The organism is Rhizobium glycinendophyticum (assembly GCF_006443685.1).
GTDB lineage: Bacteria > Pseudomonadota > Alphaproteobacteria > Rhizobiales > Rhizobiaceae > Allorhizobium > Allorhizobium glycinendophyticum.
On record NZ_VFYP01000001.1, the window covers coordinates 800,053 to 824,629 of the forward strand.

21 protein-coding genes are annotated in these 24,577 nt (G+C 61.5%); 10 read left to right on the forward strand and 11 right to left on the reverse strand.

Features of this window, described 5'->3' with window-relative positions; genetic code table 11:
• Positions 1-16 precede the first annotated feature (16 nt).
• The 3 genes from guaB (at position 17) to adhP (ending at position 3,235) form a co-directional block, all read left to right on the forward strand.
• The gene (gene guaB, locus FJQ55_RS03825; RefSeq protein WP_140826374.1) at positions 17-1,507 is read left to right on the forward strand and encodes an IMP dehydrogenase; all 1,491 of its coding nucleotides are present in this window, start codon (positions 17-19) and stop codon (positions 1,505-1,507) included.
• Between the two features lie 86 nt (positions 1,508-1,593).
• Positions 1,594-2,007, forward strand: a complete 414-nt coding sequence (locus FJQ55_RS03830) for an MAPEG family protein (protein ID WP_140826375.1) — start codon at positions 1,594-1,596, stop codon at positions 2,005-2,007.
• Positions 2,008-2,206: 199 nt separating this feature from the next.
• Positions 2,207-3,235, forward strand: coding sequence for an alcohol dehydrogenase AdhP (gene adhP / locus FJQ55_RS03835; protein ID WP_140826376.1), 1,029 nt, complete (start codon positions 2,207-2,209; stop codon positions 3,233-3,235).
• 57 nt (positions 3,236-3,292) lie between these two features.
• Here adhP and FJQ55_RS03840 read toward each other — a convergent pair whose 3' ends face one another.
• Positions 3,293-3,769 carry a hypothetical protein gene (locus FJQ55_RS03840; protein WP_140826377.1) on the reverse strand — a complete coding sequence of 159 codons (477 nt, stop codon included), beginning with the start codon at positions 3,767-3,769 and terminating at the stop codon, positions 3,293-3,295.
• A 194-nt stretch (positions 3,770-3,963) separates the two neighbouring features.
• Here FJQ55_RS03840 and FJQ55_RS03845 point away from each other — a divergent pair, with 194 nt between their 5' ends.
• The gene (locus tag FJQ55_RS03845) at positions 3,964-5,103 is read left to right on the forward strand and encodes a DUF3734 domain-containing protein (RefSeq protein ID WP_140826378.1); all 1,140 of its coding nucleotides are present in this window, start codon (positions 3,964-3,966) and stop codon (positions 5,101-5,103) included.
• A gap of 140 nt (positions 5,104-5,243) precedes the next feature.
• Entirely contained in the window at positions 5,244-5,870 is a 627-nt protein-coding gene (locus FJQ55_RS03850; protein WP_140826379.1) for a TetR/AcrR family transcriptional regulator, read from the forward strand.
• Positions 5,871-5,878: 8 nt separating this feature from the next.
• Here the strand turns inward: FJQ55_RS03850 and FJQ55_RS03855 are convergent, their stop codons facing one another.
• Complete coding sequence (locus FJQ55_RS03855) at positions 5,879-6,832, reverse strand: LysR substrate-binding domain-containing protein (protein WP_140826380.1); 954 nt, start codon at positions 6,830-6,832, stop codon at positions 5,879-5,881.
• 191 nt (positions 6,833-7,023) lie between these two features.
• On the opposite strand from FJQ55_RS03855, the gene FJQ55_RS03860 reads away from it, so the two are divergent.
• Together FJQ55_RS03860 and FJQ55_RS03865 are read left to right on the forward strand one after the other, a co-directional pair.
• Positions 7,024-7,323 (forward strand): YjiS-like domain-containing protein, encoded by a 300-nt coding sequence (locus FJQ55_RS03860; RefSeq protein WP_140826381.1) that lies wholly within the window; start codon positions 7,024-7,026, stop codon positions 7,321-7,323.
• 210 nt (positions 7,324-7,533) lie between these two features.
• A complete protein-coding gene (locus FJQ55_RS03865) occupies positions 7,534-10,026 on the forward strand; it encodes a methyl-accepting chemotaxis protein (RefSeq protein ID WP_140826382.1) in 2,493 nt (830 codons plus the stop codon).
• An 83-nt stretch (positions 10,027-10,109) separates the two neighbouring features.
• Here the strand turns inward: FJQ55_RS03865 and FJQ55_RS03870 are convergent, their stop codons facing one another.
• From FJQ55_RS03870 to FJQ55_RS03905, 8 genes are all read right to left on the reverse strand, one after another.
• Positions 10,110-11,000: a DUF937 domain-containing protein gene (locus tag FJQ55_RS03870; RefSeq protein ID WP_140826383.1), complete on the reverse strand. Its 891-nt coding sequence runs from the start codon at positions 10,998-11,000 to the stop codon at positions 10,110-10,112.
• A 119-nt stretch (positions 11,001-11,119) separates the two neighbouring features.
• The gene (locus FJQ55_RS03875) at positions 11,120-12,493 is read right to left on the reverse strand and encodes a glutamate--cysteine ligase (protein ID WP_140826384.1); all 1,374 of its coding nucleotides are present in this window, start codon (positions 12,491-12,493) and stop codon (positions 11,120-11,122) included.
• Positions 12,494-12,632: 139 nt separating this feature from the next.
• On the reverse strand, positions 12,633-13,370 hold the full coding sequence (locus FJQ55_RS03880; RefSeq protein WP_140826385.1) for a 16S rRNA (uracil(1498)-N(3))-methyltransferase: 738 nt from the start codon (positions 13,368-13,370) through the stop codon (positions 12,633-12,635).
• A 20-nt stretch (positions 13,371-13,390) separates the two neighbouring features.
• Positions 13,391-14,896: an inorganic phosphate transporter gene (locus FJQ55_RS03885; RefSeq protein WP_140826386.1), complete on the reverse strand. Its 1,506-nt coding sequence runs from the start codon at positions 14,894-14,896 to the stop codon at positions 13,391-13,393.
• Positions 14,897-15,072: 176 nt separating this feature from the next.
• Positions 15,073-15,582, reverse strand: a complete 510-nt coding sequence (locus FJQ55_RS03890) for an NUDIX hydrolase (protein ID WP_208758177.1) — start codon at positions 15,580-15,582, stop codon at positions 15,073-15,075.
• A 182-nt stretch (positions 15,583-15,764) separates the two neighbouring features.
• Complete coding sequence (locus FJQ55_RS03895) at positions 15,765-16,514, reverse strand: HAD-IIB family hydrolase (protein ID WP_140826387.1); 750 nt, start codon at positions 16,512-16,514, stop codon at positions 15,765-15,767.
• Positions 16,511-17,848, reverse strand: coding sequence for a glycosyltransferase family 4 protein (locus FJQ55_RS03900; RefSeq protein WP_140826388.1), 1,338 nt, complete (start codon positions 17,846-17,848; stop codon positions 16,511-16,513). The genes FJQ55_RS03895 and FJQ55_RS03900 overlap by 4 nt, the downstream gene beginning before the upstream one ends.
• 230 nt (positions 17,849-18,078) lie before the next feature.
• Entirely contained in the window at positions 18,079-18,912 is an 834-nt protein-coding gene (locus tag FJQ55_RS03905) for a FadR/GntR family transcriptional regulator (protein ID WP_140826389.1), read from the reverse strand.
• 181 nt (positions 18,913-19,093) lie between these two features.
• On the opposite strand from FJQ55_RS03905, the gene FJQ55_RS03910 reads away from it, so the two are divergent.
• Positions 19,094-20,365, forward strand: coding sequence for a DUF3422 family protein (locus tag FJQ55_RS03910; protein ID WP_140826390.1), 1,272 nt, complete (start codon positions 19,094-19,096; stop codon positions 20,363-20,365).
• Between the two features lie 66 nt (positions 20,366-20,431).
• Complete coding sequence (locus FJQ55_RS03915; protein WP_140826391.1) at positions 20,432-21,844, forward strand: DUF6880 family protein; 1,413 nt, start codon at positions 20,432-20,434, stop codon at positions 21,842-21,844.
• A gap of 3 nt (positions 21,845-21,847) precedes the next feature.
• Here the strand turns inward: FJQ55_RS03915 and FJQ55_RS03920 are convergent, their stop codons facing one another.
• Positions 21,848-22,744 carry a LysR family transcriptional regulator gene (locus FJQ55_RS03920; protein ID WP_140826392.1) on the reverse strand — a complete coding sequence of 299 codons (897 nt, stop codon included), beginning with the start codon at positions 22,742-22,744 and terminating at the stop codon, positions 21,848-21,850.
• A 138-nt stretch (positions 22,745-22,882) separates the two neighbouring features.
• Here FJQ55_RS03920 and FJQ55_RS03925 point away from each other — a divergent pair, with 138 nt between their 5' ends.
• Positions 22,883-24,316: an FAD-linked oxidase C-terminal domain-containing protein gene (locus FJQ55_RS03925; protein WP_140826393.1), complete on the forward strand. Its 1,434-nt coding sequence runs from the start codon at positions 22,883-22,885 to the stop codon at positions 24,314-24,316.
• Positions 24,317-24,577: the final 261 nt, after the last annotated feature.

Sequence of the window (24,577 nt, forward strand, 5' to 3'; positions counted from 1 at the left end):
AACGAAGGAATTGGCAATGGCACGCATCGTAATGTCGGCAACCGGCGCAGAAGCGCTCACCTTCGACGACGTCCTCCTGCAGCCGGGGCACTCGGTCGTCATGCCGGGTCAGACGAATATCGCCACCCGGATTGCAAGAGACATCGAACTCTCTCTGCCGATCCTCTCATCCGCCATGGACACGGTCACCGAAAGCAGGCTCGCCATCGCCATGGCCCAGTCCGGCGGCATCGGCGTCATTCACCGCAATCTCACCCCTGTCGAGCAGGCCGAAGAGGTCCGCCAGGTGAAGAAGTTCGAAAGCGGCATGGTCGTCAACCCGGTCACCATCGGCCCGGATGCCACACTCGCGGAAGCCAAGGCGCTGATGAGCGCGCACGGCATTTCCGGTATCCCGGTCGTCGAGGGCGCAAGCCGTCCCGGTCGCCTGGTCGGCATCCTGACGAACCGCGACGTACGCTTCGCCTCCGATCCGAACCAGAAGATCTACGAGCTGATGACCCGCGAAAACCTCGTCACGGTCAGGGACGGGGTAGACCAGCAGGAGGCCAAGCGCCTGTTGCATTCGCATCGCATCGAGAAGCTCCTCGTGATCGACAATGAAGGCCGTTGTGTCGGTCTGATTACCGTCAAGGACATCGAGAAGTCGCAGCTCAACCCGCATGCCGCCAAGGACGCCCAGGGCCGCCTGAGGGTCGCCGCTGCCATCTCCACCGGTGACGACGGCGTCGAGCGCGCAGAGCGCCTCATCGACGCCGGCTGCGATGTCATCGTCGTCGACACCGCCCACGGCCACAGCCAGAAGGTTCTGGATGCCGTCGCCCATGTGAAGAAGATGTCGAACGCCATTCGCATCGTTGCCGGCAATGTCGCGACCGGCGAGGGCACCCGCGCTCTGATCGACGCGGGCGCCGATTGCGTCAAGGTCGGCATCGGCCCGGGCTCGATCTGCACCACCCGTATCGTGGCCGGCGTCGGCGTGCCGCAGCTCGCAGCCGTGATGGCGGCTGTTGAAGAAGCCAACAAGCTGGACATCCCAGTTATCGCCGATGGTGGCCTGAAGTTCTCGGGCGACGTCGCCAAGGCAATTGCTGCCGGCGCCTCGGCCGTCATGGTCGGTTCGCTGCTGGCAGGCACCGATGAAAGCCCGGGTGAGGTCTATCTCTACCAGGGGCGCTCCTTCAAGGCCTATCGCGGCATGGGCTCCGTCGGTGCGATGGCCCGCGGCTCGGCCGACCGCTATTTCCAGGCGGAAGTACGCGATACGCTGAAGCTCGTACCGGAAGGCATCGAAGGCCAGGTTCCCTACAAGGGCCCGGTCTCGGCCGTCCTGCACCAGCTCGCCGGTGGCCTCAAGGCCGCCATGGGTTATGTCGGCGGCAAGGATATCAAGGAGTTCCAGGAAAAGGCGACCTTCGTGCGCATCTCGGGTGCCGGCCTGCGCGAAAGCCACCCGCATGGCGTGACGATCACCCGCGAGAGCCCCAACTATCCGGGCGCGAACTGAGGCGGCAAGTCTGGTCCAATAAGACACAAAGCCCGGGAAGGGAGGTCTTCCCGGGCGTTTTCATGAGCTGAAAGAGGACGTCGACAATGAGCGGTTTCGAGATGTTCTGGCCAATGATGGCCCATGCCTTCCTCGTCTTCTGCCTCTACGGTCTGCTGGTCCGCCGCCGCGCGGCGGTGGTCCGCGCCGGCAAGATCGATCGCAGCGCCTTCCTGGAAAATCACGCCGAGCCAGAGGAAAGCCGCGCCGTCAACAAGGCGATCGCCAACCAGTTCGAGCTCCCCGTCCTGTTTTACGCCATTTCCATCCTGCTGTTCATGATGGAGGCAGACAATATCCTGTCGGTTTCGCTGGCTTGGCTTTTCGTTCTCTCCCGCTATCTCCAGGCTTATATGCACATCACCGGCAACCTGCCGCTGCGTCGGGCATCCTTCATGGCCGGTTTCGTCAGCCTATTCCTGATGTGGCTCTGGCTCGTCGCGTGGATGGCGACCAGCTGACTGCTGACGCCGGGACCGAAATGGTGCCTTGCCACGTCTCTGACGCCCCGTCTTTGCTTTTCCATGACGTTTTGATGAAATCTCCGCGCGTTTGACACCGATCAATCGCCTGCATTCCGAGCGCGCCTATGGTCCGGCCATACCGCTCTGCCCGGCGTCGGCCGGTAGGCGGAAGGTTTGGAAACGTTGGGAGATTGACATGGCATCGATGATGAAAGCCGCCGTTGTGCGGGAATTCGGCAAGCCGCTGGTGATCGAGGAGATGGTGATCCCCGAGCCCGGTCCCGGTCAGATCCTGGTCAAGTATGAGGCAACTGGCGTCTGCCACACGGACCTCCATGCCGCCAATGGCGATTGGCCGGTCAAGCCCAGCCCGCCCTTCATTCCTGGCCACGAAGGCGTCGGCTACGTCGCCAAGCTCGGTGCCGGCGTCTCCCGCATCAAGGAAGGCGACCGCGTTGGCGTGCCATGGCTGCACACCGCCTGCGGTTGCTGCTCGCCCTGCCGCACCGGCTGGGAAACGCTCTGCGGCAGCCAGCAGAACACAGGCTATTCGGTCAACGGCACGTTTGCGCAGTACGGCCTTGCCGATCCCGATTTCGTCGGCCGGCTTCCCGACAACCTCGAATTTGGCCCGGCAGCCCCCGTTCTCTGCGCCGGCGTCACTGTCTACAAGGGCCTCAAAGAGGCGGAAGTGAAGCCTGGCGAATGGGTCGTCATCTCCGGCATCGGTGGCCTTGGCCACATGGCCGTGCAGTATGCCAAAGCCATGGGCATGCATGTGGTCGCCGCTGATATTCACGAAGACAAGCTGGCGCTCGCGAAGAGCCTCGGCGCCGATGTCGTGGTCAACGGCGCGGACAAGGATGCGATCGAGCAGGTGCAGAAGGCGACCGGCGGTGTGCATGGCGCGCTGGTCACCGCCGTTTCGCCGAAGGCGATGGAGCAAGCCTATGGCTTCCTGCGCTCCAAGGGCACGATGTCCCTCGTCGGCCTGCCGCCGGGCTTCATCTCGCTGCCGGTCTTCGAAACCGTCTTGAAGCGCATCACCGTGCGTGGCTCGATCGTCGGCACACGTCAGGATCTGGAAGAAAGCCTGCAGTTTGCCGGCGAAGGCAAGGTCGCCGCGCATTTCAGCTGGGACAAGCTGGAAAACATCAACGCCATCTTCCAGCGCATGGAAGAGGGCAAGATCGACGGCCGCATCGTGCTGGACCTCGCAGCCTGATCCTAGATCTCGAACAACAACCAACGGCGCGGCCTGACCGCGCCGTTCCAATTTCCGTCAGTCGACGGATTGGATGGTAATGACGCGCGGCAGGCTGTTGTTGCAGGCGCTGTCCTCGCAGACGCCGCTGATCCACACCTCGCCGTCGCCGAACATCAGACCCTCGCTATTGACGAAGGCCTGGCCATAATCCTGGCTGCGCACGATATTCACGATCTTGTCCGTGAAGACGTCGTTATAGCTGTCCAGTAACTGCGCCTCGTTCTCGAAGGTCGCGTCTTCCCCGCCGATGCTGATGGTGATCGGGTAGGACACGAGGCTTACGGCAATCTCGGCCTTGCCCTCGGCGACCGCACTCTGGAAGGCGTAGAAGAGCTCCTTGTAGTCGGCGGGATCGCCGAGCAGGTTCTCGATCTGCCGGTCGGTCTCGGCCTCGTCCGCCCGGACGGGTCCTGGAACGGCTGTGATCAGCGTTCCTGTCAAGAGGCTGGCGACGAGGAGGGATCGAAGCACACGATAGGTCGGGAGCGGCATGTGGCAGGTCCTAGGTCGATGATTCAGGCCGCACGACCTTAAGCGAGAATGCGTCACGTCGCTGAATTACTTTTGGGGCTAATGCGGAGCTCGCGTCCAATCCGAAAAGTGATGACTGCATTGGAGAGCCGGCTCTGGCTTAAAACCGCTTCCATCGCTATATACTGCACTGCAGCATTATTCGGGATCCACTCATGCCAGACGCCGTCACCAACTCTGAGACCGACCGTATCTTCGTCTTTCAGGGGGGTGGGGCACTCGGAGCGTATCAGGCTGGCGCCTATGAGGCGCTGCACGAAAACGATCTTGAGCCGGATTGGCTCGCCGGCATTTCGATCGGTGCCGTCAACGCAGCAATCATCGCCGGCAGCCCGCGCGACAAGCGCATCGTGCACTTGCGCGACTTCTGGCACACCGTCTCCAGCAGCCTGGATTACGGCTGGGCGGCGCAAGACAACACCTTGCGTCGAATGCAGAACGATGCGGCCGCCATGGCAGCCACCTTCTTCGGCGTGCCCGGCTTCTTCTCGCCGCGTCTTCCAACGCCGAGACAGTTGCTTGAAAATGCCGATATGCGCGTGAGCTATTATGATACAGGCCCCCTCCTGAAAACGCTGGGCCGGCTGATCGATTTCGATTTGCTCAACGACAGCCAGACACGGCTGAGCCTAGGGGCGGTTGAGGTGAAGTCAGGAAACTTCGCCTATTTCGATAACCGCCAGACCCGCCTTGATGTGCGCCACATCGCCGCTTCCGGCGCTCTGCCACCCGGTTTTGCACCGGTTGAGATCGATGGCCGCTCCTATTGGGACGGCGGGCTTGTCTCCAACACGCCGCTCCAGCATGTGCTGAATGTGAGCGACGCGACGCGCGATCTGGAGATTTTTCAGGTCGATCTGTTCAATGCCCGGGGCGACATGCCGCGCGACCAGTTCGAGGTGGAAAGCCGCGTCAAGGAAATCCGCTATTCCAGCCGTACCCGCATGAACACGGACGAATTCGCCCGCCGCCAGATGGTGCGGCGCGCAGCCAAGCGCCTGCTGGACAAGCTGCCGCCGGAATTCCGCGACGACGAAGACGCTAAGGTTCTGCGCTCGATCGGTCAGGAATACGACGTCACCATTGTCCACCTCATTCATCGCCGTGCCTCGCATGCCACCCATGCCATGGATGTAGAATTCTCCCGTCGCTCGATCGAGGAGCACTGGAAGGCCGGTTATGACGATGCCAGCTATACCTTGAAGCACCCAAAATGGCGGGGCCGCGGCAGGCCGCGCGACGGCATCCAGATCTTCGACCTCGCACGCGAACGTCATCTGCGCGTGAAGGCTTGACGTCTCTCTGCGACCTTTTTTGTGTTAATATTTCAGTATGGGGAAAAAACCCATTCCGTTAACCATTTGGCGACGGCGACGTCCTATTAATCTTGCAGATTATCAAGGGAGCCGACGCATGATTTGTCGGTCATATGTCGATGATAGACCGTACTTCAGTCGTGCGACTTGCATTGCGCAAGCTGCCACAGCAAGAGCGCAGTGTCCAAAGGCTTGAGGCCATCCTGGACTCGGCCATGTCGCTTGTTCTGGAAAAAGACGTTTCCACCGTCACGATGAGTGAAATCGCCCAGCGTGCCGGCATTCCGATCGGCTCGCTCTATCAGTTCTTCCCGCAAAAAGCTGCAGTGCTCAAGGCGCTGCACGATCGCCTCTCGATGGAGATCGAAGACAGGGTCAGTCAGATCTTTTCGGGCGTAAGTTCGCTGGAAGAGGCGGCGAAACGCGGTGCGGATGCACTGTTCGAACTGCATACCCTGTTTCGCGAGCGACCCATCTTCATGTCGATCTGGCAGGCGATCCAGTCGGACAAGGATCTCAACCACCTGTCGAACGACTACCACGAACACCTGATGGGGATTTTTCTCAAGGATCTTGCCCACCTCATCCCGGCCGAAGATCTCGGCAAGGTCCGCGTCACTTTGAAGCTGTTCATCATCACGAGCGGTGATGTCATCCGCTTCGCAACCAGCCAGGGACCGGAAACGGCACGGCTCTATCTCGATCGCTGGCACCAGATCGTGCGCACGAGCCTCTTCACCTACTGACGCGGCAGTTACCAGCCGGGGATCATGTTCCCCGCCTTCAGCCGCGGGTAATGCCGCGAATAAGTCTTCGTCTCGCCATCCATGTCATCGTCAACCTGAGCGGGCGTGATGTTGTCGAGGCAGGCTGTGATGTGGTCGGTGATCGCGTTGAGCAGTGACACCGAGAAACCGGGCCGCTTCATCAAGCCGATTTGAACCGGTGGCAAGGGCGGGAAACCGTCATTGGCGGTCAGCACCTTCATGCCTGTCCTCAGCGCCGATTCCGGCAGGATCGATACCGCCATGCCCGCCAGCACGGCGGCTGCGACAACTGTCGAGGACCAGCTCGTGAACAGCACCTGGTAATCCCGGCCATCCGCATCGAGCGCGGAGCAGGCGAGTTGCCGCCACTGACAATCCCGTCGCCCGACCGCAAGCGGCACCGGCGCATCGTCCTTGAGGGGGTGGTTGGCAGAGCCCACCCAGCAGAGCGGCTCGGTCCGCACCACGTCCGACTGGCGCAGCAGCGGGTTATGGGTCACGAGCGCGATGTCGAGTTCCCCTCGGCCCATCTTCTCGGCCAGATCCACCGATGGTTCGCAGACGATATAAAGTTCGACATTCGGATGCGTCTTCGCAAAACGTCCGATGATCTCCGGCATGTAGCGATCTGCATAATCATCCGGAGTGCCGATGCGGAGCGTGCCTTCCAGACGATTGTCGTCGAAGGCGGCGATCGCCTCCGAGTTCAGCCGAATGATCCGCCGCGCATAATTCAGCAGCTTGTCTCCATCCGCCGTCAAACGGTTGCCGCGACCGTCCTTGATGAACAACTGTTTGCCAACACGTTCCTCCAGCCTCCGCATCTGCATGGAGACGGCCGATTGCGTCTTGAAGACGCGGCCGGCAGCCTTGGTAAAGCTGCCTGTATCCACGATGGCGATGAACGTCTGCAATTGGTCGATATCAAGTGGAGCCGACATGAAACTTACCCATCAGAGAGGTTGATGATTATCATTAGAAACATTCGTTGGACTGATCAATATCCATTCGACATCCTGAGGCTGCATTCCGCCCCGGCCATGCAAGGCCAATCGTTCCACTCCAGCCCCATCGCCTCGTCGCGCAAGCGATCGGGGCATGTCTCTTCGTGCCTGTCAAAAGGATGAACGCCATGCGCACGACCCATCGGACCCTCGACCTCGACCTCGCTCTGCCTTTGAACGCGCGCGTTGCGCATTCTCATGGAGTGCTCGTGTGGCTTCGAAACCGGGTGACGGCGCTGCGCAATCGTCTTTCTGCGAACAGCCTCACCGATCTCGACGACCGCCTGCTCAATGATGTTGGCCTCAGCCGCTCCGACGTCAACAAGGCGCTCAAGGAGACCGGCATAGCTGACGATCCTTCGCAGCAACTGGCCCGCCTTGCCCGCCGCCGGGCAGAACTCGCACTGCGCGGCCGCAGGGCAGACTGACACAATTCCCATCCCCGCAGGGTGACAGCCAATAGCCCTGCTCTTTGCCCGGTTTCGGAAATTTTCCGGACCGGGCTTTTTTGTAAACGCTAAAATAACGGTGGCTGTTGTGAAATGCGAAAGGAATGGGGCCGGCAAGTAACGACTTGCTAACGGCCTTGTGTCAGCGATGAAGTGGCTTGATCGCGCTACTTCTGATGGGGATCTTTCATGCGCATTTCGACAAAACTGCCTGTCGCCGCAGCTCTCTTCGCCTTCGTCATCCTGAGTGCATCCGTTGCGATCGGTTTGGTGCAGCAGAGCCGTATCCTGGACCAGCAGGTTTTTGAGAAGCTGGAGGCCACGGCGGACGGGCGCCGCAACGAAGTTCGGCGCTTCCTCGACGGTATTCGCCTCGATGCGCAGCAGACGGCCGCCAACATGATGACGCAGCAGGCGCTGTTCGGCATCACCGGCGCATGGGCCAAGCTCGGCGACGATCCGGCCACGGAACTGCACCGCCGATACATCGACGAGAACCCGAACCCGGTCGGTGAAAAGTTCAAGCTGGAAAGCGCCAAGAAGGACAATTACGACCGCGCCCATCGCCAGGGACACACGACATTCCTGAAGCACAAGGAAGCGCAGGGCTATTACGATATCTTCCTGATCGATGCAGATGGCAACGTCGTCTACACGGTCATGAAGGAAACGGATTTCGGCACCAACCTGAAAACCGGTCCCTACAAGGATACCGGCCTGGCCAAGGTCTTCCAGAAGGTCATCCAGAGCGACGACCCGAATGTCTTTGCCAACTCCGACTTCGAATCCTACGCGCCGTCTTCCGGCGCGCCGGCATCTTTCGTGGCTGTTCCGATCATCATGAATGACCGAAAGGTCGGCGTTCTCGCCTATCAGCTCCCCAACGACCAGATCAATGCCATCTTCTCCAACACCCGAGGCCTCGGCAAATCAGGCGAGACGGTCCTCGTCGATAGCGCCGGATTTCTGGTCTCCGACAGCACGCGCACGCCGGACGACGACACCTTGAAGGTGAGCATCCACTCGCCAATGCTGCAGGCCGCCCAGTCCTCCGGCGACGCCAGTGGTACGATCGAAGGCTATCGTGGCATGAGCAGTTTCGCAGCCATCGTGCCGCTGCAGTTCGGCGACGTTCGCTGGTCCGTCATCGCTTTGATCGGCGAAGAGGAAGTCTGGGCACAGGTTGTCTCCGCCGGCCTCAAGTCCGTGGGTTTCGGCATCGTCCTGATCCTGGCCGGCTCATTGGTTGGCGTTGTCTTCTCACGCTCGCTCACTCGGCCGATTTCCGAACTCGTCGGCTCCATGGGGCGCCTTGCCAATGGGGACACGAATATCGACCTCAAGGGCCTCGAGCGCTCCGACGAAATCGGCGACATGGTTCGCTCGGTCGCCGTGTTCCGCCGGGCCGAAATCGACAAGCGCGATCTTGAGAGCGAAAACGAAACGCGTCGCGCCGCAACCGAGACCGAGCGCCGACAGCGCGAGGCCGAACGGGCAACGGCCCAGGCCGAGCTGACGGAAGCGATCGACGTGCTCGGCTCCGCTCTGCAGCGTCTGGCGAACGGCGACCTGACCGCCACCATCCAGAAGCCGCTGACCGGCAATCTCGACCGGCTGCGTCTCGATTTCAATGCGTCGCTGGAACGCCTGTCCGGCACGGTTTCTGCCGTTCACGGCAATGTCGCCGAGATCAACCGCAAGAGCAGCGCCGTCAGTTCTTCGACGGCCGATCTCAGTCACCGAACCGAGCAGCAGGCCGCTGCCCTTGTCGAAACCTCGGCCGCCATCCGCCAGATCATGGATGCGATCCGTCATTCGTCTGAGCGTGCGGAGAATGCGTCCCGTCTCGCGCTCGAGGCACGTAGCAATTCGGACAAGTCCGGCGAAATCGTCGGTGGTGCGGTCGATGCCATGCAGCGCATTGAAAATGCGTCGAGCGAAATCTCGAAGATCATCAACGTGATCGACGAAATCGCCTTCCAGACCAACCTGCTCGCCCTCAATGCTGGCGTCGAAGCGGCCCGTGCCGGTGAAGCCGGCAAGGGCTTTGCGGTCGTTGCCCAGGAAGTCCGCGAACTCGCCCAGCGATCGGCAACCGCCGCCAAGGACATCAAAGCCCTCATCACCAAGTCGGGCGAGGAAGTCGCGAACGGCGTCGGCCTCGTGCGCCAGACCGGCTCGGTTCTGTCGGCCATCGCCGGTCAGGTCGTCCAGATTGGCGATCATATCCATTCGATCGCCTCCACCTCCAAGCAGCAGTCTGCAAGCCTCAACGAAATCAACGCCGCCGTCGGCCGGATGGAGGATGTGACCCAGCACAATGCTCGGGCTGCGGAGCAGACCAACGCTGAGATGGCTGGTCTGACACGCGATGCCGAAATGCTCTCCTCGCTCGTTGGCCAGTTTACCGTCGAAGCAGGCTCCGCCTCTGTGCAGAACCGCTTTGCCGATCAGCGCGACACCGGTTTCTCACGCACGCCGACCTCTGGTTCGGCTCAGCCGGCCGCGCCAGCCGCCCCGGTTCGTCCCGCAGCCAAACCCCGGGTTGCTCCTGCTGAAGCCGGCAGCCGTTCGGTCGCCTCGCCGGCCCGCTCGCTGATGGACAAGATTTCCGTGGGACTGGGTGCCAAGCTCAGTCAGGCGAAGGACACCAAGTCGGGTTCGGATTGGGAAGAGTTCTGAAGGCTCACGCTATTTCCTAATGAGAACGGCGCGGGTAACCGCGCCGTTTGCATTTGAAGATGAACGTGGCTGGAGACGGCGCGTCAGCCTTTCGGTGCCTGCGGCTCGTTGTCTGCCGCTGTCTCGCCCTTGGAGGATGTCAGATAGGTGTCGAAGATCTGCTCCATGCTCTTCTGGTAGCTCTTCTGCACCTCGAGCCCGCTGTCGAACATGGTGTTGATCATTGCCGACAGACCTTCCTTCAAGTCCTTGTCCGGTGACTTGGTGGCTTCGGGCTTCGCAGCCTCCGCCGCAGCGGATGCCTGGCCCGTATAGGCGGCGGCCATGTCCTGGAAAGCCTTGGCAAAAGGATTCGCCAGGAAGGGGTTCGCCTGGGCCTGCGGTTCCGGCTTCTTCGATCCGCCCATCATATCCTGGAAGGCGCGGGTAAAGGGATTGTCGAACATCGTGTCGGCCTGGGGCTGCGGTTTCGGCTGCAGTCCGGTGCTCTCAAGCCATTGCTGCATCATCGCAGCCATAGGCGAGGCCGTGAAGGCATTGGCGCCACCGAACTGGCCGGTTGCCTGCTTGAATAGACCACCCATCATCGTATCGGCCATGGCAGGCATCATCTGCTTGAGGATGTCCTGACCAATGCCGGTGAGTTGGGCCGCCTGCGCGGCAATCGCGCGGGAAACTTCCTTGGAGCCGAAGAGCTGCTGCAAAACCTGGTTGCCATCGGCGATGCCCTGCGGCGTAAAGGCGGAACTCATGTCCTCGAAGTATCTGGCATAATTGCCGGAGCTCATCGCGGAGAGCAGGGCCGAGAAATCGTAAGGGTTTGCCGTATTGCGCTTGAAGCCGGAGGCGAATGCCGGCGTCAGCGCGGCCATGGCCTTCGCCGCCTGTTCCTGGGCCAGCCCGAACTGCCGCGCCATGGCGTCCATCGCGTTGCCGTTCTGTGCCTGAAGCATCATGTCGAACAATGGCAGCATGGACGCCTTCTCCCCGAATATGTGCGAATGTGTAAAGCACTATAGACGGAAAAAACCCTGGGCAAACCGGTTTCTACCGTTTTGCCCAGGGTGGCTTATCTGCGGGATAAGGGGATGCGTCAGTACTGGTATTCGTCGAAGACCGGATCGACGGAGCCGTTCCAGCGCCCGTGATAGAGACCGAGCAGATCGTCGGCCAGTGTCGTGCCCTTGGCGAGCACCTCGTCCAGCGTGTTGAGGAAGATGCTTTCATCCTGGCCGTCGCCGTTCAGCCGGGCTCTCGCCTTGAGGCCCTGGCGCGAGATGCCGACCATTTCGCGGGCAACTTCGAGCAGTGGCCGGCCGGCGATACTTGCCTTCAGGCCTTGCGCGGGCACAGCATCGCGCATTGCAATCACGTCTTCGACCGTCCACTCTGCGGTCGCAACGTCGGCGGCAGCAAGCGCCGCATCGTCATAGAGCAGGCCGACCCAGAAGGCAGGCAGGGCACAGATCCGCCGCCAAGGGCCGCCATCAGCGCCACGCATTTCTAGGAAACGCTTCAGCCGCACATCGGGGAAAAGGGTCGACAGGTGGTTCGTCCAGTCGCCCAGTTGCGGTTGCCAATCAGCAATCTCGCCCTTCAGGGCGCCTTCCATGAACTGCCGGAAGGTAATGTGCGTGCAGTCATGGTAGCGGCCGTCGCGGGTGACGAAATACATCGGTGCGTCGATCGCCCAACGCACATAGTCACCGAAGGAGAAATCCGTGTTCAAGGTGAAGGGCAGCACGCCGGCACGCTGGTTGTCGGTGTCGCGCCAGATGTCTCCGCGCCAGGACAAGAGTCCGTTCGGCTTGCCTTCGGTGAACGGCGAGGAGGCGAAGAGCGCCGTCGCCAGCGACTGCAGCTTCATCGAAACTCGCATCTTCTGCCGCATGTCGGCTTCTGATGAGAAATCGAGGTTCACCTGAATGGTGCAGGTCCGGTACATCATGTCCAGGCCCTTGGTGCCGACCTTCGGCATGTAACGAGTCATGATGTCGTAACGCGACTTCGGCATCCGCGGCGTCTCGGCCAGCGTCCATTTCGGACTGCCACCGAGCCCGAGGAAGCGGATGCCCATCGGCTCGGCAATCTCGCGCAAGACGGCCAGATGCTGGTTGGATTCCTTGCAGGTCTGATGCAGCGTCTCGACCGGCGCGCCTGAAAGCTCAAACTGGCCGCCCGGCTCGATGGAAATCGCACCCATCCCATGCTGTTCGCCAAGCCCGATGATGTTCTCGCCGTCCATGATCGGTTCCCAGCCGAGCTTGCCCTGCATGCCCTTTAAGAGCGCAGAGATGCTGGCATCGCCGAAATAGGGGACCGGGCTGTTGTCGGCGCGGAAGAAGGCGAACTTCTCATGCTCCGTTCCGATCCGGAATTGCTCCTTCGGCTTGGACCCGGCATCCATATAGGCTGCCATATCGTCGATTGTGCCGAGGGGGGTCTGGTCGGTGGTGTCACGGGCCATGAATGAAACCTTGTTGAGGCATCGTCGCTGGGCACGGGAGGCCCATCCGACAGGCTGATTGAACCGGATTTATATGCCGCGCAAGTGAAATTCTCTCAAGCACGGCTCAAAAAACTGGAACAAGCGAAGGGGGGCAAAGCTAGCGCCAGTCGCCGATGGCGGCCTGCACTACAGCCATCGCGGCCACGGCGGCGGTGTCGGCCCTGAGGATTCGTGGCCCCAGAGGGATGGCCGTCACGAAGGGCAGGGAGCGCAAGAGTCGACGCTCCTCGTCCGAAAACCCGCCTTCCGGCCCCACCAGAAGCGCAAGCGACTTTTCCTCGATCCGGGAGAGGGCCGGGAGAGGATTTTGGGTCGAGCTGTCCTCGTCGCAATAGATGATCCGCCGCTCAGGCGGCCAACGGTCTAGAAGATCACGCAACTTCACCGGCTCTGTCACGCTGGGAATAGCGAGGATCCCGCATTGCTCTGCTGCCTCGACGGCATTCGCCTGCAGCCGCTCGACGCTGCCGATCTTGCCTTGAACGTGCTGGGTCATCACCGGCTGCAAAACACCGGCACCCATTTCCACGGCCTTCTGCACCAGATAATCCATCCGGCCGACCTTCAGCGGGGCAAAGAGGAAATGCAGGTCGCTATCCCCAGGCTGCGGTCGCGTCTCCTCGACGGGGGTCAGCAGGATGCGTTTGCGCGTGGGAAAGCTGACGGTTGCCCGCCACTCGCCGTGACGGCCGTTGAACAGCAGCAGCTCAGCGCCCTCATCATAGCGCAGCACGTGAGCGAGATAGTTGAACTGCTCGGCTGTCGCTTCGATCGCCTGCCCGGCCGCGAGATCCGGCATGACATGAAGCCGCTGCATCTTGTAGTTCGCACGCATCGGAAAAATCGCTCCTGTCATCAGCCAACGAGCTGAGACATAATCCAATAGATGATCGCTGCAAGCCCTGCAGAGAACGGAACGGTAATGACCCAGGCGGCGACGATTGTCATGAAATGCGATCGCCGGACGAGATAGCGACGGCGCAGCTCTTCCGGGTTCCGCTCGGGTTTCGGCTCAACCTCCCAGCGCTCCGCCTTGGCGCGCATATACTCGACCCTGCGCGTGGAATTACGCGTGTACCATTCGCGAAAGAAGCCGACGCCGAAGACGGCCCCGACAGCAATGTGGGTCGAACTCACCGGTAATCCCATCGCAGAGGCGACAAGCACGGTGATCGCCGTCGACAGCGATACGCTATAGGCCCGCATCGGGTTGAGTTTGGTGATTTCTTCACCGACGATCCGGATGAGCCGTGGGCCGTAAAGCAGAATTCCAGTGGAGATGCCGAAGGCGCCGATCAGCACGACCCAAAGGTGCGGTGCGTCACCGGTGGGCAGTCCGTAAGTCCCCGTCGCGTCAACGATTGCCGTCAGCGGACCGATGGCATTGGCGACGTCGTTTGCTCCATGCGCGAAGGACAGGAGCGCAGCTGCGAAAATCAGCGGCAGGCGGAACAGTTTGCGCAGGGACTGGTTGCGGTTTTCGAGCCCGATGGACTGTCGCCTTATGAGCGGGACGGCAGCCGCCCAGGAGAGCAGTCCAGAGACAAGGCCGATCGCGAGCGCCATCGGCATGCTGATCGGGATAATCTGCCCGAGCCCTTTCAGGGCGAGGTAGCTCAAAAAAGCGCCCACCATCACAGCGATAAGGATCGGCACCCATCGGCGGGCCGACTCGATCTTGTCCTCCCGGTATATGACGAATTCCTTGATGAAGGCGAGAACCAGCGCTGCGATGACGCCGCCGATAAGGGGGGAAAGCATCCAGCTCGCCGTAATGCCACTGACGATGCCCCAGTTGAGCGCCGTAGGTCCGGCGGCAGCGACGCCCGCGCCCAGAACCCCGCCAACGACGGCATGGGTGGTCGAGACCGGTGCATTAATCCACGTGGCAAGATTGATCCAAAGTCCGGCCGACAGGAGTGCCGCCATCATTGCCCAGACGAAGGCGTCTGAAGACCCTGTCATGGACGGGGCAATGATGCCGCTCGAGATCGTCGAGACAACCTCGTTCCCGGCAATCATGGCACCGGCGATCTCGAAGACCACGGCAAGCGACAGGGCGGTCGCCATGGTCATGACGCGGGCACCGACTGCCGGGCCGACATTGTTTGTCACGTCATTGGCACCAATGTTCATTGCCATATAGGCGGCGAGGGCGGCAGCGGCGATTACGACAGCAGCGCCCGGCCTGCCTGCGGCGGCGCCGGCGGCAACCACTGTGGCAAGGATGACGAAGATCAGGCCGAGGCCGAGCGGTGCCAACCCGCGCGACACGTGCTGCGAGGCGGCCTCGATATGGGCGACTTTGCCCAGATCCTTGTCCAGGGTCGGCTTCAAAAGCTTTGGCGTCGTTTTGCCCATGGGCCGGCTGCCTCCGGAAGAGGCCCCGTCCTGGTCCTCGTTCTTGCATGTCTAACGGCGGTTGATGAACGTGACGCGTCGGCGACCGCCGGCCATGTCTCGGGTTCACATCAATCCGAAGGCACTAACGGCAAAGGCCAGCGGGTTCAATATGACAGTTTTGTGACGGGGCCGTTTCAGGCCACCTCGGCGGATTTTTTTGGGTTTTCCGCCTGGCTCTGCAAGAGGCTGGGGAAGGCACGGAACAGCGTTTTCAGCTCCGGTTCATCGACGCGGTTCGCAGCTTCCTCGCAGCTTACCCATTCCAGTCGGCGGCTTCCCTTCTCCGGAAAGTCCTTGAGCATGGACTTGACCAGAAGGCTATAGACCTGAACCCGTGTGGGCACCTTCAGGCCTCCGTTCATCTTCTTCATGTAGCCATAGCTGCCGATGGGGTCGCGCTCGGCCTTGCCCTTGATGCCGGCTTCTTCATAGGCCTCCCGCTCGGCGATGGCATGCGGCTGCTTGCCGGACATGTGCCAACCCTTGGGGATCACCCAGCGTCCCGTATCACGGCTGGTGATCACAAGCACTTCGAGTTCATTGGTCTTCTTGCGCCTGCGGTGACAGATTGCAGCAAATTGCTGCCGCGGCGGTCGCTGCAGCATGAGCCTGATGTCGGATGTGATACGGCCGATGATTCCCAATGGATTTGCACCTCGATTCGGGTGATTAGCGCATGATCAGCTGCTTAAATGAGGGCCGATCGATGTCATAGGCAAGCACTTAATGATCTGGATCTGCGGCGTAGCAGCCGATCTCTCGGCAGGAATATGTCGCTGCGACATGCAGTGCCGCATCTGGCAAAGCCAGCAGGGGGTGTCCTCTTTCAACCGGGATCGAGTAACCCCAATTGCCTGAGGCCATCCAGAACGCCCCAAGCGGCTCGGCCGTTGCCGTGGACGATAGCATTTCTAGCCTGTGCAAGGCTGGAGAGCTCCCCCAGAGCGTTTTCCGGCAGGATGCCGGTCACCCCTTCGAGTTCAAACATCGCACGATCATTGCCGGTGTCGCCGGCGACCACCACGAAGGAGAGTCCGATCCCCAGTTCTGTGCACAGCCAGCGGAGCGCTTGACCCTTGTCGGCGGCGCTGGGGATGATGTCGAGATCGCGTTGGCTGGAATAGACCAACCGCGCCTCCTGACCCTCCACCTGCAATCGGTTCTCGATCGCTTCCAGGTCTGCCTGCCCGGCATCATGGAGGTACCAGCTGGATTTCAGCGGATGCTGATAGTGGTCCGGCTGGCGCGACAGGTTATCCAGCGACCCCAGCACCGCTTCGACACGATCGACGTCAAATCCGCGATCCAGTGTCGCCCGATAGGCATCGCCAAGATGGGGCCAGGCCTCCGAATGAAGCATCGTCCCGACTCCTCCGATGATGAAGTCGGCCATAGGCAGCCCTTCTTCGGCGGTGAAGGCGAGGATATCTTCAACCAGCCGGCCGCTATTGTAGACCAACAGGGGACGCCGGTCGTCGGGTAGGGCCGACCAATGTCTCGCAAAGGCATGGGCGCCATCACGGTCGCCCGCGAGCGTGCCATCCAGATCGGAACAAAAGAGTTGGATCGGGTTCAATCGCCGTCATTCCAGGGTTCGGCCCAGTCGCTTTCCTCCAGAGCCTGCGCCACCGGCCGCCCCTCGACAAGGGCGATCAGCTGTTGCGCAATACCGGTCCAGGTAAAGAGACTGCGAGCCTTGTGCGCACCCATCCGGGAAAGCCGGCCGTAAAGCCGCGGGTGGTTGAGCGGTTTCATCATCGTAATACCAAGATCCTCCTTGTCGAAAGGATCCGCATAGAGCGCGTGCCGGCCGTAGCTCACGGCGCGAAACAGACCTCCATGAATGGTGACGATCGTCGGTGTTCCGCTCGCCATCGCTTCGATTGCGGTCATGCCGAAGGGTTCATAGCGGCTGGACAGCACAAACAGGTCGGCTGCGCGATACATGTCCGAGAGATCCTCGTCGGCCACGAAGCCACTGAACTCCACCCTGTCAGTCAGTCCTAGATCAGCGACCTGCTGCTTCAGCTGCGCAAGGATCGTCTCTTCCTGCGCATCGAGACTTTCGCCACCCAGTGCCAGCCGTAGCCGTGCGTCCGGAACGCGCCCGGCCAGCACCGAAAAGCCATCGATCAGGAGGTCATAGCCCTTGTTAGTGGCGAGCCTGCCGAGCGCCAGGATCGTCCGGCCCTCGAAGCCGAAGCGTTGGCGGAGCATCTGTCGTGACGACTCGGAGACCGGATAGAAGCGGTTGTCGTCGTAACCCGGCGGAATCATGTGAACCCGGCTGCGCGACAGCCCATAATCTTCAGTCAGCATATCGAGCTGGATGGGGGTTGTCGCAATCACCAGCTGGCAGCTGCGATAGACGATAAGCTCGTGCTGGATGCGTTCCTTGAAGTTGAATTCCTGCTCGAACTTGTCGGCCCGTTCCGGGTAGTCGGTTTCCATCTGCCGCTTCTTCCACAGACCGAGGGAGTGCGGCGTGTGGATATGCGGCACGCGAAGTGCCTCGGACAGCCGCTGACCGGCGACGCCGGCATCCCAGTAGTGGCTGTTGATGAAGAGGTACTTCAGGCCCTCACGCTTGATGAAGCGAAGAGCCTTCTCGTTCCACTCGCCCAGGTGACGATGCAGATATTCCTTCGCAATGAAGTCCGGGCCACCGCAGGGAATGCGGATCACCCGCACATTTTCGTCGACTTCATCGAATTCGGGCTGGTCTTCGAAGCGGCGGGTATAGATGTCGACCTTGTGCCCGAGTTGGGCCAGCTTCTTGGCGAGCTCCAGCACATAAACGACCTGTCCGCCAGTGTCGGCCGCACCCAGGGGTGGTTGGGCGGCGACATAGCCATGGGTCGAGATGAGCGCGATGCGCGGTGTCTCCAATGCGTCCGATGTCGGTGCCATGGGTCCCCCGTTGTGAAAAATTCATCCGTATGAAGCGGGAAGATAACACGATAGCCAGAATCATGTTCCGAATAATCGGATGAAAATTCTCACGACCGGGTAATTTGTCGCAAATCGACCTGTGCGAACACCTAGTTCCTGCCGCCCTCAACCGGTACGCGGCCGGTCTGTGAGGGGGCTCAGGTGCCGGGAGTGTTGGCGATCATGGTTGGGCCGCCATGCGCATGGCTTCAGTCGGAAGCCGGGTCTCGCGACGGCCGTGTCGCGCGCGTTGCCGGCTGAGTGCCCTCGCGTCGAAGAAGCCGCAGTTTTGAAACGCGGCCCCATTCGTCTGAGCGCGCACATTCGGCCGCAGCCTGCATCACGAAGTCTATATGGGCCTGTGCCGCCTGCTTGGCTGCAACGGGATCGCCGTCCCGGATCGCCTCCTGGATCGCCACATGCTGCTCCAGCAGCCGTTCGCGGGCGCTGGGGAGCGAGAACACCGCCTTGCGATTGAAAAGGATGCCTTCCGACAGCAGCCGGTAACAGGCCCTCATGGTGTGCAGGAGGATGATGTTGTGGGCAGCCTCGCCAATGGCATTGTGGAACTCGACGTCAGCGGCAAGTTCTGCCTCCGGCTCTGCACTCTCATGCGCCAGGCGCATGTCTCCGACGATCCGTGCCAGAAGTGCCTTGTCCGTCTCGGTTGCGCGCTGGGCGGCAAGCTCTGCCGTCAGCCCCTCGAGTTCCCGCCGGTATTCGAGATAGTCGCGTGTCGCCCGCGCGTGCCGTGAGATGAGTTCGGTGACCGGTTTGGAAAACACCTGACCGATAATGTCTGCGACAAAGGTGCCGCCGCCATGATGGCTGACCAGAAGTCCTCGCGTCTCCAGCTCCTTCAGTGCCTCGCGGAGGATCGGCCTCGACACATCGAGGGACTGTGCCAGATCCCGCTCGCCCGGCAGCCGATCGCCGTCGCGCAGCACGCCGTCGAGGATCAGCAATTCTATCTGCTGCACCACCTCGTCCGCAGTCCTGCTGTGTGTCACGCCGGAAAAAAGGGTCTCGTCACTGTCGCTCACGTGGCTCTCCTTGGCTCCGAGACTTATCAAGCACCCTGCAGATTGGTCAAATAATTTGGCCACTTCTGTCGTGACGCTTGGTCATACAAAACTGCGGGTCGACCACATCCTGTGACAATTGCGCCTTTGCTCCCGGGCAGTAGCACTGCTAGCTTGACGATGGGCAAGGGAGACGAGTGACGTGGCAAAAGGTGATTTCGCATTTCCGATGGCGCCGGAGCGCGCACTGGCGCTCGGCGAAATCCATGCTCGACCTTATGCGCTGGTGAAATCCAGCCGCGTCATCTTTCAGCTCGCCTTCATGATGGATGGCGGTTCTGCGGTGCACCACGCCGCGATTGCCGAAATGTCCCGCGCGCGTGGCGTGCCGCTGCCGGACAAGCAGGCGCGCTACCAGGCGCTGCCCTGGGGACAGGGCACGCTGCGTTGGGAGCGGCACACGGAATTCTCGACCTGGTTCTGGGATGGGCCTCTGCCGGACACGTTCGGCGGCGAGGTGCCGATCCATCCCTTCGGCGATGGCTTCGTCGCCCCCGGACCTCTGATCTCCGGTATCAGGCTCGAATTGAGACCCGAGGGCCCTGAGAGCACCGAAGCGCGCAATGCCTTCGATCCTGCTAGCCTCTGCTACAGCGAATTGAAGAACGGTCAGGCGGCTGTCCTCACCGATTTCCGCCAGGACGGAAACGGCCTGACCCAGATCCTCGTCATTGATCGCGGCATGACCGAGGCCGGACGGGGGGCTGTCGTCCAGCGCCTGCTCGATATCGAGACCTATCGCACCATGGCCATGCTCGGCCTGCCGCTTGCCCAGACCCTGTCGCCCGAAATTCGCCGGATCGAGGACGGGTTGACCGCCGTCACCCAGCGCATGAAGGCCCATGCGCGCGAGGAAGCCGACGAAATGCTGGCCGAGATAACCCGGCTTGCCGCGGAATTGGAAGCCAATGCCGCCCTCAGCCTCTATCGTTTCGGCGCGAGCCGCGCCTATGATGGAATCGTGCGCGAACGCATCAAGACGCTCGACGAAACGCCGGTACCCGGCCATGAAACTTTGGGCTCGTTCCTGGAGCGCCGCCTGGCGCCCGCCATGCGCACATGCCAGTCGATCGAGGAACGGCAAGCCAACCTGTCGCGCAAGCTGTCACGCGCCACCGGCCTCGTCCGTTCCTGGATCGACGTCGAGATGGAGCGCCAGAATTCCGACCTGCTGGCCGCCATGAACAGCCGCGCCGAAATGCAGCTTCGCCTGCAGCAGACGGTCGAAGGCCTCTCCGTTGCCGCCATCTCCTATTACATCGTCGGCCTCGTCAGCTACGCCGCCAAAGCCATTCCGCACGACGTCCTGCCCGTCGATCCTGCCATCATCACCGGGATCTCGGTGCCGCTTGCGGTGCTTGCCGTCTGGTGGGTGGTCCGCCGCATCCGCCGGAGCCACGAGAACGAGGCGTGATCACACCTTGCTGCCTGCCGTCGTCGATCGATATAAGACGGCGGGGAATGGCAGGTGACAGGTAGAATGGCAAAGCAGGCAAAGGCCAAGCTCGACAAGAAGGGCCTGACGGGCCTCGGGATCGACAAGCTGGTTGAGATCCTTCTTGAGGAATCCGCCGCCAACAAGGCGCTGAAGACGAGACTGCAGACGGCGCTTGCCGGCGAAACAGGACCGGACGAAATGGCCCGCCTGATCGATCGGCGCATCGACGCGATCGACCAGGCGGCGACGCGCATCAACCGGGCGCGTGCCAAGGACCTCGCGGTCGAGTTCGCAGCGCTTGCTCGCAACATCCTGTCGGAACTCGGCAGCGCCGATCCACAGGCTGCCGCTGAACGCATCCTGCGGTTCCTCGCTCTGCGTTTCCCGATCTCCGCCCGCCTCGCGGTGGACAATGCCCGCCTGTGGAAGGTCTTCGATGATACCGAACTCTCGGCGCTCGAACTGATCAAGACGATTGACGAAGGTTCTCAGGCCCTGCTCGTGCCGCAGATCGAAAAGCTTCGGCTTCGCGACCGCTACGGCGAACACACCGGCTTCTTGCGCGCCCTGACATCCGTTCTTGGCAAACCCGCCGCTGCCGCGTGGAAACAGATGCTCGCGGGAGTGCTACCGAGCGAACCGCTGAAGCTCGGCGCGCTCGATCTGTTGCAATCCCTTGCTCTCCATCAGGGAGAGATCGACGACTTCCTGAAGCTTGAACGGCAGAAACCCGACAACCGCCGCGATACACTGACCGTGGCCGCACTGCTCCACGAGGCTGGCCGCTTCGAGGATGCCCTCGAATGGGTACGCGAACGGCCGCGCGGCGTGCGTCTCATTCCGGTCAACGGCGTGCTGGCCTCCGTCGGCCCCGAATACGGCGCCCATGAGCGACGCCTCCTGGAGGCCGAAATCCTCGACCGACTGAAGCGCCGCGAGGATGCGCAGGAACTGCGCTGGCGCGAATTCGGCGAAACGCTCGATCCCGCCGTCCTCAGGCTCTATCTCTCGAAGCTCGACGATTTCGCCGAATTCGAGGAAATGGACCGCGCCTTTGCTGTCGCGAAGGCGCATGACGACATCTATCTGGCGCTCGACTTCTTCCTCGCCTGGCCCCGCCTCGATCTCGCCGCCGAGCATGTGATGCGGCATAGGCATGACTGGGAGGGGCGCTACTATGACGACCTGGCGCCAGCAGCCGAAGCCCTCACCGCGAAGGAGCCGCTGGCCGCCGTCCTTCTCTACCGCGTTCTGGTCGAGGATATCCTGAGGCGCGGCATCGGCATGGCCTATCCCCATGCGGGCCGTTACATTGGCGAGCTCGCCCGCCTCATGCCGAACCTGCCCGAAGGTCACGGCCTCTCGACCCACGCCGCCTTTCTGGCAGAGCTACGGCGCAATCATTCGAAGAAATATGGCTTCTGGAGTTCGGTGCCGGGCGGGCTATCAGGCTGAACCCTAGCGCTCCCAATAGGGCACCGGCCCATACAACTCTGCCAGATAATCGATGAACAGCCGCACCTTGGCCGGCAGGAACTGACGGCTTGGATAGACGGCGGACAGCGCCACGTTGCGCGAACTCTCATACTGCGGCAGGACCTGCACGAGGCGGCCGCTCTTCAACTCCGTGCCGATATCCCAGGTCGAGCGGAGCGCAATCCCGAGACCCGCGATCACGGCCTCCCGGATCACCTCGCTCGAATTGGTGATCAGCATGCCTTCGGGGCGCAGCACAACAGGTCCGTTAGGCCCTTCCAAACGCCACGAATCCATGTTGTGCGCCGGCAGGCAGCGATGGCGTTTCAGGTCGTCCAGCGTCTCCGGCATGCCATGTTGGGCGAGATAATCGGGGGCGGCGCAGAGAACCCGGCGAACCGGCGCCAGCTTCCGGGCCACCAGCGAGGAATCGTTGAGCTCCGCGATGCGGATCGCCAGATCGAAGCCGCCGCCGACAATGTCGGTGAATTCGTCGGAGAGAATGAGGTTCAATGTGAGGTCCGGATGCCGGTCCATGAAGGCTTTCAGGTGTGGCGCAATATGCATGCGACCGAACGAGGTCGGCGCCGATATCTTCAGGACACCGTTGACCTCCGACGACCGGCCGGACGCAAAGGCTTCTGCCTCTTCCAGCCCGGCAAGCACGGTCAGAACCCGTTCGTGAAAACCCTGACCTGCTTCGGTGAGCGAAATCTGCCGGGTTGTCCGCTGCAAAAGCCGGGTCCCGAGTTTGTCCTCAAGCCGCTTGATGCGTTTGGAGACGACGGCAGGCGAAAGGCCGAGATCACGCGCGGCCGTCGACATGCTGCCCGCTGCGATCACCCGGACGAAGACTTCAAGATCACCGAGATTGGTCATGAGTAGGCGCCACTCTTTCAGATTTGGTCATAAGTCCATAGCATTTGCCCTACCAATGGCATAGTGGTAAGAAAAATGAACCAGTTGAGATTGGCGTCGTGTGTCGTTAGCATGGCCGGCGACGAAGGGGATGTTATCATGACCGAGGCCATAGCCTTTCTGCCGCCGCGCGCCGATGTTCTGGCACGTCGCGCCGAAATCCTGGCAGATCTGCGCGAACTCGTGCCCCCAGGCCGCCTCGTCGAGGAAAACAACGCGCTGGTACCCTTCGAAACCGACGGCTTCATCGCCTATCGTCGCCGCCCGTTGGCGGTCGTCCTGCCGGAAACCACGGCCCAGGTGGCGGCAGTGATGAAATACTGCCATCGCTACGGCATACCAGTCGTCCCGCGCGGGGCCGGCACCTCACTGTCGGGGGGCGCCATCCCGCAGGAAGATGCGGTGGTGCTCGGCCTCTCCGCCATGACTCGCATCCTCGATGTCGATTATGCCAACCGCACCGCGACAGTTCAGGCCGGCGTCACCAACCTCGCCATCTCGGATGCCGTAGGCAGCGACGGATTTTTCTACGCGCCCGATCCAAGCTCGCAGCTCGCCTGCACCATCGGCGGCAATATCGGCATGAATTCCGGCGGCGCCCACTGTTTGAAATACGGTGTCACCACCAACAACCTGCTCGGCGTCAAGCTGGTCCTGGTCGACGGCACGGTGGTCGATCTCGGCGGCCAGCATCTGGACAGCGAAGGCTACGACCTGCTCGGCCTCGTCTGCGGCTCGGAAGGCCAGCTCGGCATCGTCACCGAAGCGACCGTGCGCCTGCTTGCGAAGCCCGAAGGTGCGCGCCCCGTGCTCTTTGGCTTTGAAAGTGCGGAGGCAGCCGGTTCCTGCGTCGCCGATGTCATCGGCGCCGGCATCATCCCGGTCGCCATTGAATTCATGGACAAGCCCGCCATCCAGATCTGCGAGGCCTTTGCCAAGGCAGGCTATCCGCTCGATGTCGAGGCGCTGCTGATCGTCGAGGTCGAAGGTTCCGAGGCCGAAATGGACGCCATGCTCGCCTCGATCGTCGCGATCGCCAAGACCCATGGAGTGAAGACCGTGCGCGAATGCCAGTCGGCCACTGAAGCTGCACTCATCTGGAAAGGCCGTAAATCCGCCTTCGGCGCCACCGGCCGTATCGCTGATTATATTTGCATGGACGGCACGGTTCCCTTGAGCCAACTTGCCGATGTGCTGAAGAAGACCGCCGAGATCGTCGATCGTTACGGTCTGCGCGTCGCCAATGTCTTCCATGCCGGCGACGGCAACATGCACCCGCTGATCCTCTACAACATCAACGATCCGCAAGACGCAGCCAAGGCCGAAGCCGCCGGCATGGAGATCCTCAAACTCTGCGTCGATGCTGGCGGTTGCCTGACCGGCGAACACGGCGTCGGCATCGAAAAGCGTGACCTCATGCGCCATCAGTTCTCCGACATCGACCTCGCCCAGCAGATGGCCGTGCGCTCCGCCTTCGACGAGGGCTGGATCCTCAATCCCTCCAAGGTCTTTCCGCTGGAGGGGAGGGGATGATTCCTATCTGTTTTTTCTCCGCAGCTCACCCCCCTCTGTCCTGCCGGACATCTCCCCCTCAAGGGGGGAGATCGGTTGTGGCTGCCGCTCGTTCCTCCGCGTCCGTCGCGAAAACAGCATTCGAGGTGATACGATCATCAATTCATCTCGACGATCAGCTTCCAACTTTTGCTGAAGGACGCAGTACCTGTGGCTTTCCGATCTCCCCCCTTGAGGGGGAGATGCCCGGCAGGGCAGAGGGGGGCGAGCTTGTGCAGAGAG

What these genes read in the sequence shown, in the direction of transcription:
- guaB (WP_140826374.1), top strand. Translation starts at nt 17, where the DNA reads ATGGCACGCATCGTAATGTCGGCAACCGGCGCAGAAGCGCTCACCTTC.
- FJQ55_RS03830 (WP_140826375.1), top strand. Translation starts at nt 1,594, where the DNA reads ATGAGCGGTTTCGAGATGTTCTGGCCAATGATGGCCCATGCCTTCCTC.
- adhP (WP_140826376.1), top strand. Translation starts at nt 2,207, where the DNA reads ATGGCATCGATGATGAAAGCCGCCGTTGTGCGGGAATTCGGCAAGCCG.
- FJQ55_RS03840 (WP_140826377.1), bottom strand. Translation starts at nt 3,769, where the DNA reads ATGCCGCTCCCGACCTATCGTGTGCTTCGATCCCTCCTCGTCGCCAGC.
- FJQ55_RS03845 (WP_140826378.1), top strand. Translation starts at nt 3,964, where the DNA reads ATGCCAGACGCCGTCACCAACTCTGAGACCGACCGTATCTTCGTCTTT.
- FJQ55_RS03850 (WP_140826379.1), top strand. Translation starts at nt 5,244, where the DNA reads ATGATAGACCGTACTTCAGTCGTGCGACTTGCATTGCGCAAGCTGCCA.
- FJQ55_RS03855 (WP_140826380.1), bottom strand. Translation starts at nt 6,832, where the DNA reads ATGTCGGCTCCACTTGATATCGACCAATTGCAGACGTTCATCGCCATC.
- FJQ55_RS03860 (WP_140826381.1), top strand. Translation starts at nt 7,024, where the DNA reads ATGCGCACGACCCATCGGACCCTCGACCTCGACCTCGCTCTGCCTTTG.
- FJQ55_RS03865 (WP_140826382.1), top strand. Translation starts at nt 7,534, where the DNA reads ATGCGCATTTCGACAAAACTGCCTGTCGCCGCAGCTCTCTTCGCCTTC.
- FJQ55_RS03870 (WP_140826383.1), bottom strand. Translation starts at nt 11,000, where the DNA reads ATGCTGCCATTGTTCGACATGATGCTTCAGGCACAGAACGGCAACGCG.
- FJQ55_RS03875 (WP_140826384.1), bottom strand. Translation starts at nt 12,493, where the DNA reads ATGGCCCGTGACACCACCGACCAGACCCCCCTCGGCACAATCGACGAT.
- FJQ55_RS03880 (WP_140826385.1), bottom strand. Translation starts at nt 13,370, where the DNA reads ATGCGTGCGAACTACAAGATGCAGCGGCTTCATGTCATGCCGGATCTC.
- FJQ55_RS03885 (WP_140826386.1), bottom strand. Translation starts at nt 14,896, where the DNA reads ATGGGCAAAACGACGCCAAAGCTTTTGAAGCCGACCCTGGACAAGGAT.
- FJQ55_RS03900 (WP_140826388.1), bottom strand. Translation starts at nt 17,848, where the DNA reads ATGGCACCGACATCGGACGCATTGGAGACACCGCGCATCGCGCTCATC.
- FJQ55_RS03915 (WP_140826391.1), top strand. Translation starts at nt 20,432, where the DNA reads ATGGCAAAGCAGGCAAAGGCCAAGCTCGACAAGAAGGGCCTGACGGGC.
- FJQ55_RS03920 (WP_140826392.1), bottom strand. Translation starts at nt 22,744, where the DNA reads ATGACCAATCTCGGTGATCTTGAAGTCTTCGTCCGGGTGATCGCAGCG.
- FJQ55_RS03925 (WP_140826393.1), top strand. Translation starts at nt 22,883, where the DNA reads ATGACCGAGGCCATAGCCTTTCTGCCGCCGCGCGCCGATGTTCTGGCA.